Genomic DNA, 14,035 nt, shown 5'->3' with positions numbered 1-14,035 from the left:
AAAAATGCCCAGTCCAGGGGGTGGGCAGAGCGTGCTCCCTACGAGCTCAACTTTGAACCCGACAATCGCTCATGGACGGCTCGCGAAAACCTCACAGATATCTTGGAGCGTGAACTCCTCGGCCCGGCAGGCGGGGACGAAGAAATCCTCGACGGTCCTCCGGACGTCGCCTACCTTGTCGGACGAATTGCTCCGGTGCGCTTGACCGGCGGACCGGTAGATCCTGTGGAGGAAGGATCGGAAGAGGCTGCCACGGACGTGGGTGACGCCGTGGCGGCGTCTGAGAGCCGTGGTGTTCCCGTGACGGCAGTCGACGACAGCACCGCTGACGCCGATGAGGACGACGTGGATGACGACCCTCAAAAACGTGGCCTCATGGTTCCGGCGTCCATGGGCCTGCGTTTCCAAATCCCCTTGGATTGCGCGTCCTTCACGGTCACAGCATCGTGGGGCGTCTACAAGAGCATGCCTGGCGAAGAGCCCGGCACGACACGCTACAAACGGACGCCGGTGGACATTCCCGTCGTCGTGGAGGTCGCTCAGCTCAAGGCGAGGGAGACGACGACGTTCCCGCTCATGGACGACGTGGTGTTGCGCGTCGACCAGTACGAAGAACCCGAACTCAAGCGGCGCTTGGTGGAAGTAGCGCTCTGCAACGACCGCGAGACGTCGCGGAAGATCCCCGTGGATGCGTGGCTGTACCAGACCAAGCTCTACGCGGACGTGGGGGGCGAGGATCTCTTCCTGCCAGTGCGTGACGTCTTGGAGGACGAACGGTTCGAGCGGGACACCGAGCTGCGCCGGCTGAATCTCCAGTACAGGGACCGCCTCGAATTCGCGGTCGGGCGGACCTGCTCCGTCGACTGGCACGTCGCCAAGGGATCGCGCCGCGCGACCAAGGTATGGACCACTTGGTTGCCCACCTCCGAGACCCCGCAGACCACAGCCGAGGAGATCGAGGCAGCCACCCTCGACATGACGGTGCTCGCCAAGGCCAATGTCCGTGAACTCAGGGAGGGCCTCGAACCGATCGTCACGGGCTACGCCCAGTGGCTGGATCAGCAAGGGCATCGCGTGTCCGATCTACCCCGTCATCTACGGGATGATGCATGGGAGCTCATCGAAGAGGCCGGGCAGGTGCAGGAGCAGCTCGCGGAGGGCCTTGAGCACCTGCTCAGCAATGAGGAAGCGCTGCGGTGCTTCAGGTTCATGAACGCCGTCATGGCCGATCAGCGCATCCAGACCCAGGTCGCCAGTGACCGCGCCACGGACTCCAGCGCTGGCATTTTCGACGCCCGGCAGAAGGTGCTGGCTAGGGGCCCCCTGGCTCACTCATGGCGCACGTTCCAGCTCGCCTTCATCCTCATGCAGCTGCCCCTGCTCACCGATCCGGCGTCCACCGCTCGATCGGGGGATCTGGCGAAAGCCCAGTTGTTGTTCTTCCCCACCGGTGGCGGTAAGACCGAGGCTTACTTGGGGTTGGCCGCCTATACCTTCGCCATGCGCCGTCGGCAGGGCATTGTCACGACGGCGGATGGCGAGCTCAACGGTTTGTCCGGGGTCGCCGTGCTGATGCGGTACACCCTGCGGCTGCTCACCGCCCAGCAGTTCCAGCGGGCCACAGCCCTCGTCTGCGCCGCAGAGATGGTCCGTCGGGCCGATCCTGAGGCCTGGGGCGCCGAGTCTTTCCGGATCGGCCTGTGGGTGGGCACCGATGTCAGCCCCAAGCGGTTCGACGAGGCCGAGAAGCAGGTCGCCAAGGCCAATGACAACAAGGGCGGACGCGTGACCGTCCTGCAGTTCAAGCGGTGCCCGTGGTGCGGCACCCGGATCACCGTCAGCAATGTTCGTCCCGAGAAGGCCACCCGGAGGGTCCACGTCTTCTGCGGTGACGAGTTTGCTGACTGCCCGTTCTCCGAAGGAGGTACGGCAGAGGAAGGACTTCCCGTCCTCACCGTGGACGAGGAGATCTACCGCCTCACACCTGCCTTCCTCATCGCCACCGTCGACAAATTCGCCCGATTGGCCCGTGAAGGGGAAGCGGCGTCCCTGTTCGGGTACGTCCGCAAGCACTGCGAGCGCCACGGTTACGTCCACACGGATTACCGACACTGCGAGATCCAGGACGGCAACAAGCATCCTGCGTCTCAGGACGGCGGACCGCCTGCGGCCGTCCGCGCCGTCGGTCGGCTGCGCCCACCGGATTTGATCATTCAGGACGAGCTCCATCTCATCACGGGGGCCTTGGGCACGACGGTGGGTCTCTTCGAGGTGGGCGTCGACCTCATGTGTTCCTGGCGGGATCAGAACGGCACCCCCGTGCAACCGCTGGTGGTCGCTTCCACGGCAACCGTGCGCAACGCGGCCGACCAGGTGCGGGCTCTCTATGGCCGTGATGTCACGGTGTTCCCCCCTCAGGTGCTGGACGTAGGAAACACCTTCTTCTCCACCGAGCGAGAGGTTTCGGAGGAGTATCCCGGACGTCGATATGTCGGGGTCAGCACCACGGGGGTCCGCCTCACCACGGCGGAGATCCGCGTGGCGGAGATCCTCATGGCTGCGGGCCAGTTGCTCCTGGATCGTGCGGGAGAAGTCGCCGATCCCTATCTGACGCTGGTCGGGTACTTCAACGCGACCCGTGAGCTTGCCGGCATGGCCCGGTACATGCTCGACGACGTACAGACGTTGTTGAGCGGAGGACGACGCTGGTCTTCACTGCCCCGGCGGCGGGGGACGGACTACGGCAACCTCCACCTCGCCGAGCTGACCTCCCGGGTGTCGAGCGACGACATCACCACCACGCTGGACGACATGGCAGTCGCCTTCGACCCTGCGTTCGACTCAACGAAGGGGAGGACGGAGCGTGCCGAGCTGGTCAAGGCCGCCAAGACGCCGGCCAAGCGCGACGTGAATCCGTTCGACGTCGTCCTGGCGACGTCGATGCTCCAGGTTGGTGTGGACGTCACCCGGCTCGGGCTCATGCTGATGGTGGGCCAGCCGAAGAACACCGCGGAGTACATTCAGGCCTCCTCCCGCGTGGGCCGTGACCCCGGCCGTCCGGGGCTCGTGGTGAGTCTGGGCAACTGGGCCCGTCCCCGGGACCTGGCCCACTTCGAGCAGTTCCGGCACTACCACGAGACCTTCTACGCAAAGGTGGAGGCCCTCTCGGTCACGCCGTTCTCTGCGACGTCCATGGATCGTGGACTCGACGGTGTGCTCGTCAGCGCGACTCGTGTCTTGCAGGCTGCTCGCGCAAGTGGGCTCTCCCCCGAGAAAAGCGCTGGGCAGATCGATGCGGAACAAGACGCAGTTGGCGCGCTCATCGAGGCGTTGACCGCCCGCGTGAAGCGGGCCTCGGATGAGACGTCGGCAGAAACGGCGCGCAACCGGTTGAAGAATCGACTCGACCAATGGATCAAGCGGCGGCAGTACCTGGCCCAGGAACAGAAGAATCTGGTCTACGAACGCGTCACTGATGAGGGCAAGGCCGGACCGCTCATCATCAGCGCAGAAAATGTGCGGGCACGGGACCAGTCAAAGGACGTTTCGCCGTTCGTGGTGGCCAACTCCATGCGAGAGGTGCAACCGGAGATCAATCTGCTGGTCAGCCCCATCAAGGACCGGCTGTTCGTCCGCGAAACAGAGAAGACTCCCGGCTGGCAGATGCCGAGCGGAGAAGAGGACGCCTCATGACCACCAAGCTCGTTTACGACTCTCAGCAGGAGCTCGATCCACTCGGTGACGCCGAGCAGGAAGCCGAAAAGGGAACCAAGCACAACCGCGCCAAAGTGGGCTCTGGACGCCCTTCCTCGCTGATCTACACCTACGGTCCTGGTGCGATCATGGACCTGCCCCAGTTCACGATCATGCCCGCCGGACTGGACGACTGGGACCGGATCTGGGCGCGTCGCGACGGAGTGCCGGTCATTCACGCTCCCCGTCTCCGGGACGTCGTCCGCATGATGCTCAAGTCCCCGGACGTGCAGCTCAGGCCGTTCCCGTGGCAGCCAAAGAAGATGTCCATGTCGCACGAAGGCGAAGATCTAGGTGTTGTGGGTCATGAGGTTCTTGGCGTGGGTGCGTCGATGAGATGAGGAACGGGCTCCTCGTCACAGGATGGAAGTTCCTACACCGTCCGTCCGCGCGAGAGAGCCCGTTCATGACCCACGTTAACGCACCCCTGACCCCGACCGGCCGGCTGCGCATGGTGTTGCGCCACCTCGACGACGGCATCCCCAAGGCCCACGTGGCCGCGGAGTTCCGCGTCAGCCGGCCCACCGTGGCGACCTGGGTGGCCCGCTACCTCGAGTCCGGCGAAGCCGGGCTCACCGACCGTCCCTCGACCCCGCGGCACAGCAGCACCCGCACCCCGGCGGCGGTCGTGGACCTCATCGAGCGCTGGCGCCGCAAGCACAAGTGGTCAGCGCGGCGCATCCACCGCCACCTGGTCGACCGCGCCGTGGCGATCAGCCTGCGCACCGTCGGCCGCTGGCTGCACCGGCTCGGGATCTCCCGCCTGCGCGACCTCACCCCCGCCGGCGAGAACACCCGCAGGACCCCGGGACGGATCCGCGCCGCCTGGCCCGGGCACATGGTCCACCTGGATGTGAAGAAGGTGGGCAGGATCCCCGACGGCGGCGGCTGGCGGGCCCACGGCCGCGGCTCCACCGCCGCGAAGGCGGCCAAGCGCGGGGCCGGGGCCAAGGTCGGCTACACCTACCTGCACTCGGCCGTGGACGGCTTCTCGCGGTTGGCCTACACCGAGGCCCTCGAGGACGAGAAGGCGGTGACCACCATCGGGTTCTTCTGCCGGGCGAGAGCCTTCTTCGCCGCCCACGGCATCACCCGATTGAACCGCGTCGTGACCGACAACGGCGCCAACTACCGGGCCAAGGACTTCACCCGCTGCGTGGAAGCCCTGGCCGGCCGCCACCAGCGCATCCGCCCCTACACGCCGCGGCACAACGGGAAGGTGGAGCGGTACAACCGCCTGCTGGCCGACGAGGTGCTCTACGCCCGCCCCTACGCCAGCGAGCAGGCCCGCCGGTACGCCATCGGGGTCTGGGTGAACCACTTCAACTACCATCGGCCCCATACCGCCTGCGGCGATCAGCCCCCGGCCTCACGCACCCCGGCCCGTGCCAATAACGTCATGCCCTCTTACATCTAGGTGTTCCCTCGCGGGTCTTCCCTCAGTGGTTGAGATGCACCGGGTGCGACATGCTCGCCTCCCTTCCTCAATTCGATTACAAGAACACGCATCCTTTCCGTACTGATGAAGCCCGCTTCGAGCATGCGAAGTGCACCGGTAGACCAGGGTCCGGCCCGCGCAAGGCCCGGCGACAGACGGCCGTGCCGGCCCGATATTTACTGGCTTGCATCGATGGGCACCTGGACGAATTTCCTTACAACGCCTGGGTGCACCACGGGCAGAAGTGCCCTAAAGCGGAATTTCCGGCGCTCCGGATGGTGGACCGGACCAGCGGCAAAGGCGCGTCGGCGATCATCGCATGCGAGTCGTGCCAGGCCCGGCGCCCCATGAACGAAGCGCAGGGCGAGGTCGGTGCATCAAAACTGCCCCATTGCCGCGGCCGCCACCCACACTTGGACGCTTTCGCTCCCAATTGCGAGAACAAGACCAAACTTATGCTGGTGGGGGCCTCCAACCTGTGGTTCGCTGCAACGCAGTCCATCATCGTGATGCCGGAGTCCAGCACCGAGGAAGAGGCTGAGCTAGCCGATCAGATTCGCCTTGAGATTGGGGAGGACCTGGAGGACATTGCCGACAATCTCAACTTCGTCAGGAAACTTCTGAAGAAAACATCTGTGGATGTCACGGATCTTTCGGACGATGATCTGGCGGAGGCAGTTGCCAAGGCCATGGCTCCTCCGCCGTCCGAGGAGGAACAGGACGAGAAGATCCAGACGTGGGACCCCGTCAATCTGCTCGTCCCCGAATGGAACTATCTCCTGAAGGACCCACTGGGCGATCGGCACGAAGACCGCGCCAGCGGACTCACCTTGTCCACCCGTCAACGTGGTCCCCAACTGCGTCACGAGATCACGCGAGTCCTCGCGGTCGAACGGCTCCGCAAGGTCAACGCCCTCCTCGGCTTCACCCGCATCGACGACATGGACCGGGTGGGAGACCTGCCCCGACGACTCGTGCCCCTGACCCGTACCTCAAGGCCGGCATGGACTGTCGCCACCGAAGACCGCGGTGAGGGCGTGTTCCTGCAGCTGGACGAGAACGAGGTTGAGGCATGGGAGAAGCGGATCTATGCGAGCGACACGTGGGAAGCTCATCGTGACGCCCATCGACGGAACTTCAACCGGCGCTTCTCGGAAACGGCCGCCGACGTCAACCCGGACGAGCGCCTCAAGCCGCCGCGCTACTGGCTGATTCACACCCTCGCCCACGTCCTTCTGCGTGAGATGGCAATGACATGCGGCTACTCGGCTGCGAGCCTCACCGAGCGGCTCTACGCCTGGGAAGGTGTCGAAGGCCGCCCCCCAGCCGCTGGAGTTCTCATTGCCACTACCGCCTCGGACAGTGATGGCACGCTTGGTGGACTGGTGCAGCTCAGCGAACCTGCTCGCCTCGAGCAAGTGGTGAAGGGAGCGCTGTACCGTGCCACTCGGTGCTCCTCGGACCCAGTCTGCGCGATGCGTACTCCGACGGATCCTGAGGACTTCTTGCACGGTGCCTCCTGTCACTGTTGCTCCATGGCATCCGAGACATCTTGCGAGCGAGGCAACAGGTTCCTGGACCGGCGCTTCCTCGTCAATCTCCCTGGGAGCACCCTTGGCTTCTTCGGAAATATCGACGGCTGAGAACGCGCCGGCCTTTGACCTCGGGCGCTTCCTGACCGGAACCGAGGCGAAGGAAGTGGCCGACCGCCTCGCGTCCGGTGCCACTATCACCATGGCCTTGAACGCTGTTGCACCCGGCCGGCGGGAAGTTGCCAGTGACCTGTTGAGGCGCTCAGGGCTCGGGGCCGTGGATCGCGAACGGACCGTGCTGGTCCTGCGGGCGCTGCACGGTGCACGTTCCACTGCAACTGCCGTTGAACCCCGTTGGACCATGCCTGGGCACCTGGCGCAGTCCGGCGCGTTGACGGGGTCCGTGTCTCGGCTAGTGGAACATGCTCGCACGTCTATCACGTGCTCCACGTTCAACTTCCAACGGTCATCGATACTGTGGAAGGCCTTGGGAGACGCTACCAAGCGCACAGAGCTCACCGTGCGGGTCTATCTCGATACCGGTGCAGCCGACACAGAACCTCATGAGTGGTCGCCTACGACTCAGGAGGTGGCGGATCACCTTCGCCCGGCCACCGTGCTGCGCACCAGAACATTCGACGGGACGCTGGTACGCAACCACGCCAAGTTCCTGATCATTGACCACCGATTTCTATTGGTGACCAGCGCCAATCTTTCCAAAAGTGCCGAATGGAACAACGTCGAGTTCGGGGTGTATTTGGACAATGCCAACTTGGCGGAAATGGTGGAATCTGAGATGCGAGAAGTCGAGGGCTTTCTATACGAGCTTGTACACGGTTCCGACCTCAACCCCAACCTGCAGTGACAGGAGGTCACATAAGGGTGATGACCGGGGTCAATGAACAGGCCCCGGTCATCGTATGACTGCGGGGCCTGTTCACTTACGTCTCTACTGCTCCGGCGTGCAGGTTTCCCCGGCTCCATCGTTGTCACCAGAAAATTATTCATCACGTCGTTGACGTTGATCTGGTCCTCTGGTGTAGCCAAAGAACTTTGGACCGCCTGACAGATACTCATGGCCGTCTCAACGTCCTGGGGCTTTTGAAGGTTAGTTTGCACGATAAAGGTGGACGGGTTGCCTTCCACGGGGTTCTCGCGTTTCGTGATGCTCGTAATCGTTCCCGTGTGCGGTGCTCCCCCGGAGTGGCAACGAACGTAGACAAGAGGTCACCTGACGGGTCTGCAGTCGGTTCCTGAGCCAGTGACACAGACGGGGCGGAGGACGGCTGAGTGTCGTCACTTCCACTAACCATGAGCGCGCTGCACCCGCCGAAAAGCAGTATCGCAAGAGCAATGAGCAAGAGGCATCCGCATCCCGCTTTCTTGCCAGCGGTGCTCTTTGGCGTCCCCTCGCCACGTGTCGTACTGGGCCGTTTCTTGGTCATGCAGACATCCTCCTGTGCTTGTCCCCCCGAATGGGCACCATGCCACCTTTAGGGGGCCAACTGAGCGCCGTAGGCACCACACTTCGCGCTCTGTGTCAGGTAGTGCTAGCGGACATGCCAATCTCCCTGTAGGCGGACACGTACCTCCCTGCTGACGGACAGCTGATCTCCCTGTTCTCAGCCCCGGGGCCAGGCTCGTGTCGGTCCCCATGCAGACGTCCCTCCGGGGGTTCGCTCGAGGTCTCTGACCACCTTGAGCCATCACCCGCCGGAGGGACGCATGAAGAAGTCTGACAGGGAGATCATGGAAATTCTCGAAGCATATGACGCCACCGGCTCCGCGCACTCGGCCGCGGCCCTGGCCGGGGTGGATCCGAAGACGGTCCGCCGTTACGCCGCCGCCCGGGACGCGGGCCGGCCGGTGACCGGCCCGGGCCGTCGTCCTCGGATGATCGACGCCTACCTGCCGAAGATCGAGGAGTGGGTCGAGCGCAGCCAGGGCACAGTCCGCGCCGACGTCGTCCACGCCCGCCTGGTCGCGGTGGGGTTCCCGGGGACCGAGCGCACCACCCGCCGGGCCGTGGCGCAGGTGAAGGCGGTATGGCGGGCCGGGCACCGGCGCACCTACCGGCCCTGGATCACCGAGCCGGGTCTGTGGCTGCAGTTCGACTGGGGCGAAGGCCCGAAGGTGCCCGGCGCGGACGGGGTGCCGCGGCGCACGTGGCTGTTCTGCGCCTGGCTGGCGTGGTCACGGTTCCGGGTGGTGATCCCTGTATGGGACCAGACCCTCCCGACGCTGATCGGGTGCCTGGATGCGACTCTGGCCCTCATCGGCGGGGTGCCGACCTATGTGCTCACCGACAACCCGAGAACCGTGACCGTCGATCACGTGGCCGGGGTTGCGGTGCGCCACCCGCAGATCGTGGAAGCCGGCCGGCACTACGGCACGCAGGTGCACACCTGCGTGCCGTATGACCCCGAGTCCAAGGGCGGGTCGGAGTCCACGGTGCGCATCGCCAAGGCCGATCTGGTGCCCACCGAGGCGAACCTGCGCGCAGCTTACGGCTCCTTCGCCGCACTCGAGGCCGCCTGCGCGGCGTTCTGCGCCAAGGTCAACGGGCGCACCCACCGGGAGACGGCCAAGATCCCGGAGCACGCTTTGGCCGAGGAACAACGACGGTTGCACGTGCTGCCGGCCGCCCCGCACACCACCGCCCTGGGGGTGACCCGCACGGTGGGCACCGACCAGACCATCCGGTTCGGCTCGGTGCGCTACTCCACCCCACCGGGCCTGGTCGGGGCCGAGGTGTGGGTGCGGGTCGCAGCCGAGGAGCTGGTGGTCGTCGCCGACCTCGACACCCTTCCGGTGGCCCCGGGGTGGGCGGCCGGGCGTGCCGGGCTCACCGAGGTCGCCCGCCACCGCCTCTCGACCCCGGGCAATCCGCGGATCGACCTGGCCCACTACCCCGACCACCCCCAAGACCCCACTGGTGCCCCACGCCCGCCCCGGCCACGAGCCCGCAGCGCGGCGGAGAAGGACTTCCTGGCCCTGGGCGCCGGGGCGCACACCTGGCTGATCGAGGCCTCCGCGGCCGGGGCTACCCGGATCCGGGCGAAGATGGCCGCCGCGGTTGAGCTCGCCGCCCTCATCGGGGCCGGGCCCGTGGACGCCGCCCTCGGGATCGCCGCGGCCGCCGGGCGCTTCAGCGAAGGGGATCTGACCGCGATCTGCGATCACCAGGCCACCGGGGCCACCGCCGCCGGACTCGTGGCCGCCGACGAGACCCACTCCGCCCAGCCCGGCACCGCCGCCTGGGCCACCTTCGGCGCCACCACGACAACCAGCACAACCACCACAACCGAGGAGACCGCTCGATGAACACGGCCACCACCGCCCCGGCAGCACCGCCGCTGCCCGAAGACCTCGCCGCGGTGCTCAAGCGGATGCGGATGCCCTATCTGCGCGCGGCCGCCCCCGAGGTGTTGGCCACCGCCCGTTCCCAACGGTGGGACCCCACCGAGGTCCTGCGGGTGCTGCTGGCCGAAGAGGCCCGCGGGCGTGATGAGGCCACTCGGGCCGCACGCCGCAAAGCCGCCGGACTGCCCGCCGGGAAGACCTTCGCCTCCTGGCGCGAAGCCGATTCCTCGATCCCGGTCCCGACCCAGTCGGCCCTGGCCACCCTGGAGTGGGTGGGGCGGGCGGAGAACCTCGCGATCTCGGGGCCTTCGGGCACGGGCAAGACCCATTTCGTCGAGGCCCTGGCCCATCAGGTCATCGACGCCGGGATGCGGGTCTCCTGGTTCACCCTCGAGTCGCTGACCGCCGCGATCGGCCGCGCCGGGGCGGACGGCTCGATCGGCAAGACCATCGCCCGGATCACCCGGGCCGAGCTCATCGTCGTGGACGACATCGGGATGCTGCCCTCGGGCCAGGCCGCCGCCGAGGCCTTCTACCGCCTCGTCGATGCGACTTATGAACGCCGCAGCCTCGCGGTGACCTCGAACATCCACCCGGCCGGGTTCGACACGATCATGCCCAAGACCCTGGCCACCGCCGCCGTGGACCGGCTCCTGCACCACGCCCACGTGATCATCACCGAGGGCACCTCGCTGCGGCTCACCGAGGCCACCGCCGGACGCGGGGTGGTCCCACTGAACTGACCGGCAGGGAGGTCAACTGACCGCGGACAGGGAGATCAGCTGTCCGCAGACGGGGAGATCACCTGACCGCCTACCGGGAAGTCCCGCTGACCGTTGACAGGTAGAGGTAGGAACATTGGGGGTCCCCTCGGGGAAGCACACTTGCGCATCGGTCACCCTGTGTCACTGGGGACTGCCCCGACTTTCCTTGACTCCTTGACCTGCCCCACGGTTCGCTTACCTCGTGAGGTCTGAAAATCGGGCGGGGATGGATGGTGCTTCGTAGCGTAGTTCGTGGGTGACCGGGGACTCGTAGTTCAGCTGGGAGTGACGCCGTTGGCGGTTGTAGAAGATCTTGATGTACTCGAAGATCGCGTTGGCCAGGTCGATCCGGGTGCGCCACCTCTTCCGGTTCAGCAGCTCGATCTGCATGGAGGACCAAAACGATTCCATCATCGCGTTGTCATAGCCGTCCCCGATCGTCCCGATCGAGGGCATCAGGCCCGCCTCTCGGATGCGGTGGGTGAAGGCCCAGGAGGTGAACTGCACACCGTGGTCGGCGTGCACGATCCCGCCCGGTGTGGGCCGGCGGTTCTTGATGGCCATGTCGTGGGCGTTGACCACCAGGGGGGAGTCCTGATGGTTGTCGATGGACCAGCCGACGATCGAAGCGGGAGAACGCATCCAGCACCGCGCAGCAGTAGATTTTGCCTTCTCGCGCTTGGATTCCAGCGGTCGTCGCAACACCCTGACTGATAGGGAGTGACGACGATGGGTGCTTCGTCACCACGGAAGCGAAGTCGGCAGTACAAGGCGGCCGAGAGGGCAGAGTTTTTCCGGCGTCTGGACCGAGGTGGCACGATCCGGGCGGTCGCGGCCGAGCTGGGGCTGAGCCCGGACACTTGTTACCGGTGGCGCCACGAGTCGGGGACCTCCACCGCCCGCGGGATTCCTCGGACGTACACGGCCCAGGACAAGGCGGAGTTCTTCCGCCGGCTGGCGCTGAATCCGAACGTCTCTGCGGTGGCCCGGGAACTCGGCTTCGTGCGCGTGACCTGCTACAAGTGGGCCCACCAGGCCGGGATCTTCACCGGCAAGGACGTCACCGCCCAGCGTGAGGAATTCCTGCGCCTGCGCGCCGAAGGCCTCAGTCGCGCCCAGGCCGCGGCCCGCGTCGGCGTGGACAAGCGCCGCGCCCAGGACTGGGATAAGGGCATCCGGCAGTTCTACGGCGGCCGGGTCTATCCCGACGGTCGGGTGGTGCGGTACGGGCAGGCCGGAATACTGGCAAACGTGAAGACACCGCGCACCGCGTACACGCGAGGAGTCCCGGATGACCTGCAACGGCTCGAGCGCCCAATCAGTGACCGGTATCTCAGCCTCGAAGAGCGGGAGCAGATCCACGACCTGCACGTGCGCGGGGACTCGGTCCGGGCCATCGCCCGGGTTCTGAATCGGGCGCCGTCGACGATCGGGCGGGAGTTGACCCGCAACACCGCCACCGCCGCCGGGTACCTGCCCTACGCCGCGCACCGTCTGGCCGTGGCCCGCCGGCCGCGGCCACGACAAGGAAAGCTGCAGGTCCTGGCGGTGCTGCGCGGCTACGTTGCCACGGGACTGGACCAGAAGTGGTCGCCGGAGCAGATCAGTCACCGGATGGTCATCGACTTCCCGGCCGATCCCCGGATGCGAGTCTGCACGGAGACGATCTACCAAGCGATCTACGCCCCCGACCGCACCGGGCTGACGCGTGCTGCGGCGCCGGTGCTACGTTGCCGGCGCGCCGCCCGCAGGCCACGGCGCGACCCGGCCCGACGCAGAAGCCGGTTCGTGGAACCGATGGTCCCGATCACCGACCGCCCCGCCGAAGCCGAGGACCGCACCGTGCCCGGGCACTGGGAGGGCGATCTCATCCTCGGCACACTGAGCGGATCCGCGATCGGCACCCTGGTGGAGCGCGCCACCCGCTACGTCACTCTCGTGCACCTGGCCCACGACCACACCGCCGAGACAGTCCGGGACGGGCTCATCGCCACGGTCAACCAGTGGCCACCCGGGCTGCGCCGTTCCCTGACCTGGGACCAAGGGGCGGAGATGTCCCACCACGCCAGCCTCCGCCGCGCCACCGGCATCGACGTGTTCTTCTGCGACGCCGCCAGTCCCTGGCAGCGCGGATCGAACGAGAACATGAACGGTCTGCTCAGGCAGTACTTCCCGAAAAGCACCAACCTGTCGGCGCACACCGTCGAAGATCTCCACAACGTCGCCCGGGAGCTCAACAGCCGCCCTCGGAAATCCCTCGGATGGGCCACCCCGACCGAACGACTCCGTGCTCTACTGGAACCTGGCTGAACGGCATGTGTTGCGACGACCGCTGGAATCCAAGGCGTGGGATGTTCGGTGATGTCGGTGACCCACAGCTCGTTGGGCGCCAGCCGGTGGAACTTGCGGTGCACCAGGTCATCGGCGGTGGCCACACCCTTGAGCTTCTTCACCTTGGCCGGGCCCAGTAACCCGGCGATCCCAGCGAGACTCATCAGCACGGCCACCATGTTCTCGCTGACCACCACGTCCATGCCGCGAGTGAGATCGGCGTGGACCCGGCGGGAGCCGTAGGTGCCGCGGGACGCCGTGTGCACTTCCCGGATCAGCCCCGTGAGCCACTGCCGGCGCATTGCCGTGGGCGACAGCGGCCGGTTCTTGTACTGGTAGTAGCCGGGACTGCTGACCCCGAGCAAAGGGCAGCAGACCTTGACGGGGTGCCCGGCGTCGACGACCTGGCCGATCACCGGATAAATCCTTTTGGGGCCGGACGGTCCTCCCCGAGCAGCTTCGCGGCCCGCTTGAGTATCTCGACCTCAGCCTCGAGCTGGCGAATCCGCTTCTTCGCCTTCGCCAGCTCCGCCGACTCGTGGGTGGTGAGCCCGGGCCGTTCGCCGCGGTCGATCTGGTCCTGACGGACCCAGTTGTGCAGGGCACCGGTGCTGATACCCAGCTCAGCGGCGGTGGCGGTGATGGTCTTGCCGGCACGCACGAGGGCGACGGCACGGAGACGGAACTCGGCAGGGAAGGGTCGCGGCATGGTCGGAGCCTCTCGAGGAGATGCACCGATCTTCACACCCACAGGGGTAACCAAGCCGTGGGGCAGGTCAAGGAGTCAGGTGAACCGGGGGCAGTCCCCTGCGTCGCACTGGTGGCATGTTTCGCCGCGACCACCCTTTTGGGAG

General features: G+C 66.2%; 8 protein-coding genes and 3 pseudogenes. 9 read left to right on the top strand and 2 right to left on the bottom strand.

Annotated features, from left to right (window positions below; genetic code table 11):
- Window positions 1-102: 102 nt before the first annotated feature.
- The 7 genes from drmA to istB all read left to right on the top strand — a co-directional run bounded on the left by drmA (window position 103) and on the right by istB (window position 10,829).
- Entirely contained in the window at window positions 103-3,693 is a 3,591-nt protein-coding gene (gene drmA / locus EQG70_RS17200; protein WP_341873661.1) for a DISARM system helicase DrmA, read from the top strand.
- Window positions 3,690-4,094: a hypothetical protein gene (locus EQG70_RS17195; protein WP_244296592.1), complete on the top strand. Its 405-nt coding sequence runs from the start codon at window positions 3,690-3,692 to the stop codon at window positions 4,092-4,094. Before drmA ends, EQG70_RS17195 begins: the two co-directional genes overlap by 4 nt.
- 65 nt (window positions 4,095-4,159) lie before the next feature.
- On the top strand, window positions 4,160-5,170 hold the full coding sequence (locus EQG70_RS17190) for an IS481 family transposase (protein WP_126346240.1): 1,011 nt from the start codon (window positions 4,160-4,162) through the stop codon (window positions 5,168-5,170).
- Window positions 5,171-5,220: 50 nt separating this feature from the next.
- Window positions 5,221-6,834, top strand: a complete 1,614-nt coding sequence (drmB, locus tag EQG70_RS17185) for a DUF1998 domain-containing protein (RefSeq protein WP_244296590.1) — start codon at window positions 5,221-5,223, stop codon at window positions 6,832-6,834.
- Window positions 6,806-7,588, top strand: a complete 783-nt coding sequence (gene drmC / locus EQG70_RS17180; protein ID WP_244296588.1) for a DISARM system phospholipase D-like protein DrmC — start codon at window positions 6,806-6,808, stop codon at window positions 7,586-7,588. Before drmB ends, drmC begins: the two co-directional genes overlap by 29 nt.
- Window positions 7,589-8,448: 860 nt before the next feature.
- A complete protein-coding gene (istA, locus tag EQG70_RS17175; protein ID WP_208746193.1) occupies window positions 8,449-10,047 on the top strand; it encodes an IS21 family transposase in 1,599 nt (532 codons plus the stop codon).
- Complete coding sequence (gene istB / locus EQG70_RS17170; RefSeq protein WP_109269538.1) at window positions 10,044-10,829, top strand: IS21-like element helper ATPase IstB; 786 nt, start codon at window positions 10,044-10,046, stop codon at window positions 10,827-10,829. Before istA ends, istB begins: the two co-directional genes overlap by 4 nt.
- A 216-nt stretch (window positions 10,830-11,045) precedes the next feature.
- Here the strand turns inward: istB and EQG70_RS17165 are convergent.
- A pseudogene (locus EQG70_RS17165) lies at window positions 11,046-11,526 on the bottom strand (transposase); the annotation flags it as partial.
- 53 nt (window positions 11,527-11,579) lie between these two features.
- Here EQG70_RS17165 and EQG70_RS18665 point away from each other — a divergent pair.
- Window positions 11,580-11,681: pseudogene (locus EQG70_RS18665) on the top strand (hypothetical protein); the annotation flags it as partial.
- Between the two features lie 252 nt (window positions 11,682-11,933).
- The gene (locus EQG70_RS18660; protein ID WP_408669335.1) at window positions 11,934-13,160 is read left to right on the top strand and encodes an IS30 family transposase; all 1,227 of its coding nucleotides are present in this window, start codon (window positions 11,934-11,936) and stop codon (window positions 13,158-13,160) included.
- Window positions 13,161-13,195: 35 nt separating this feature from the next.
- On the opposite strand, the pseudogene EQG70_RS18655 reads toward EQG70_RS18660, so the two are convergent.
- Window positions 13,196-13,890: pseudogene (locus EQG70_RS18655) on the bottom strand (transposase); the annotation flags it as partial.
- Window positions 13,891-14,035: the final 145 nt, after the last annotated feature.

Origin of the sequence: Kocuria rosea (assembly GCF_006094695.1) — a bacterium.
Taxonomy (GTDB): Bacteria; Actinomycetota; Actinomycetes; order Actinomycetales; family Micrococcaceae; genus Kocuria; species Kocuria rosea.
This window is presented reverse-complemented; position numbering and strand designations above follow the sequence as displayed.

Excerpts from the sequence above, each read along its gene's own strand:
- EQG70_RS17195 (WP_244296592.1), top strand. The coding sequence starts at position 3,690 with ATGACCACCAAGCTCGTTTACGACTCTCAGCAGGAGCTCGATCCACTC.
- EQG70_RS17190 (WP_126346240.1), top strand. The coding sequence starts at position 4,160 with ATGACCCACGTTAACGCACCCCTGACCCCGACCGGCCGGCTGCGCATG.
- drmB (WP_244296590.1), top strand. The coding sequence starts at position 5,221 with ATGCTCGCCTCCCTTCCTCAATTCGATTACAAGAACACGCATCCTTTC.
- istA (WP_208746193.1), top strand. The coding sequence starts at position 8,449 with ATGAAGAAGTCTGACAGGGAGATCATGGAAATTCTCGAAGCATATGAC.
- istB (WP_109269538.1), top strand. The coding sequence starts at position 10,044 with ATGAACACGGCCACCACCGCCCCGGCAGCACCGCCGCTGCCCGAAGAC.